This is a genomic window from Streptomyces sp. NPDC057623 (assembly GCF_042800355.1).
Classification (GTDB): domain Bacteria; phylum Actinomycetota; class Actinomycetes; order Streptomycetales; family Streptomycetaceae; genus Streptomyces.
The window spans coordinates 1-1,468 of record NZ_JBHVGZ010000181.1 but is presented as its reverse complement, the minus strand read 5'-3'; the positions used below and the strand labels follow the sequence as shown (position 1 = coordinate 1,468).

At 73.2% G+C, this 1,468-nt stretch carries 1 protein-coding gene; it reads right to left on the bottom strand.

Annotated elements, in window-relative coordinates; translation table 11 throughout:
- Nucleotides 1-1,468: polyketide synthase dehydratase domain-containing protein (locus tag ACFU95_RS51000; RefSeq protein ID WP_383844801.1), on the bottom strand; the 1,468-nt coding region annotated here is incomplete at both ends.

The following is a 1,468-nucleotide window of genomic DNA, read 5'->3' as shown; positions in this document are numbered from 1 at the left end:
GCGGTGAGTTCGGTGTGGAGGGTGTCGGCGTCTGGTGCGTCGGGTCCGCGGCGGCTGGTGAGGAGGAGGTGGCGGGCGCCGTGGTGGGTGATGAGGTGGTGGGCGACGAGTCGGCCGAGGGTGCCGGTGCCGCCGGTGATGAGGATCGTGCCGTCCGGATCGAGCGGACGGTCGTCGAGGTCCGGGGCGGCCCGCGTCAGACGCGGCGCGAGGATCGTCCCGTTGCGTACGGCGACATGAAGTTCACCGGAAGCCAGGACGTCGGGGAGCGCCTCCAGTGACCGCGCGCTGTCGTCGGTGTCGATCAGGACGATCCGGCGCGGGTTCTCGGCCTGGGCGGAACGCAGCAGCCCCGCGGCCGCGGCGGCGGCCAGATCGGGCAACTCCTCGTCAGCCGTGACCGCGGCGGCGCCGTGCGTGACGGCCAGCAGACGGGTGTCCTGAAGCCGGGGCTCGGTACTCCACGCCTGCACGACCTCCAGCACACGCGTGGTGAGGTCACGGACCTCCGCGGCCGACGCGTCGTCACCGACCACGTCCAGCAGCAGCACCTCGGGCACGTCACCCGCCTCGGCCACCGCCCGCACGTCCTCCGCCGTGGCCACCGGAACCGCGTCCAGCGCCACGTCCTGCCGCTTGACCGAGGTCGGCCCCCAGGCGACCCGGAACAACTGCTCCCTGGAGGCGTCCCCGCCGCCCCGCGCCAACTCGCCGCTCACCGGCCGGGAGACGAGCGAGTCGACGGAGGCGACCGGAGCACCGGTGGCGTCGGCCAGACGCACGGTCACGGAATCGCTGCCCTCGAAGGACAGACGCACCCGGAGCGTGGTGGCTCCGGTCGCGTAGAGACGTACGTCGTTCCAGGCGAACGGCAGCATCAACGGCTGCTCCGAAGCCCCGCCCTCATGCTCCCGGAAGACGCCGGCATGAAGACAGGCGTCGAGGAGGGCGGGGTGGAGGCCGTACCCCTCGGGCCGGCCCGCCTCCTCGGGGAGCGTGACCTCGGCGTAGACCTCCGGACCCAGCGTCCAGGCGGCACGCAGGCCGCGGAAGGCGGGGCCGTAGCCGTACCCCGTCTTCTCCAACTGCCCGTACGCGTGCTGCGCGGCCTCAGGAACCGGCGTGGCTCCGGGCGGGGGCCACTGGGTGAGGTCGAAGTCGGGCGCCGGGGCCTCCTGCGAGAGGCGCGCCGAGGTGTGCCGGGTGAACGGAGTGCCGGGTGCCGCGTCCTGGGGGCGTGAGTGGACCTGTGCGGTGCGTTGTCCTGTCGCGTCGGGCTCGCTGAGGGTGACGCGGATCTGGACGCTGCCCTGTGCGGGGATGAGGAGCGGCGCTTCGATGATGAGTTCGCTGAGCAGGCTCGTTCCGGTTTCGTCCCCGGCGCGGATGAGGAGGTCGGTGAGGGCGGCGCCGGGGACGAGGGTGGTGCCGCCTGCGGCGTGGTCGGCGAGCCAGGGGTGGGTGGTGA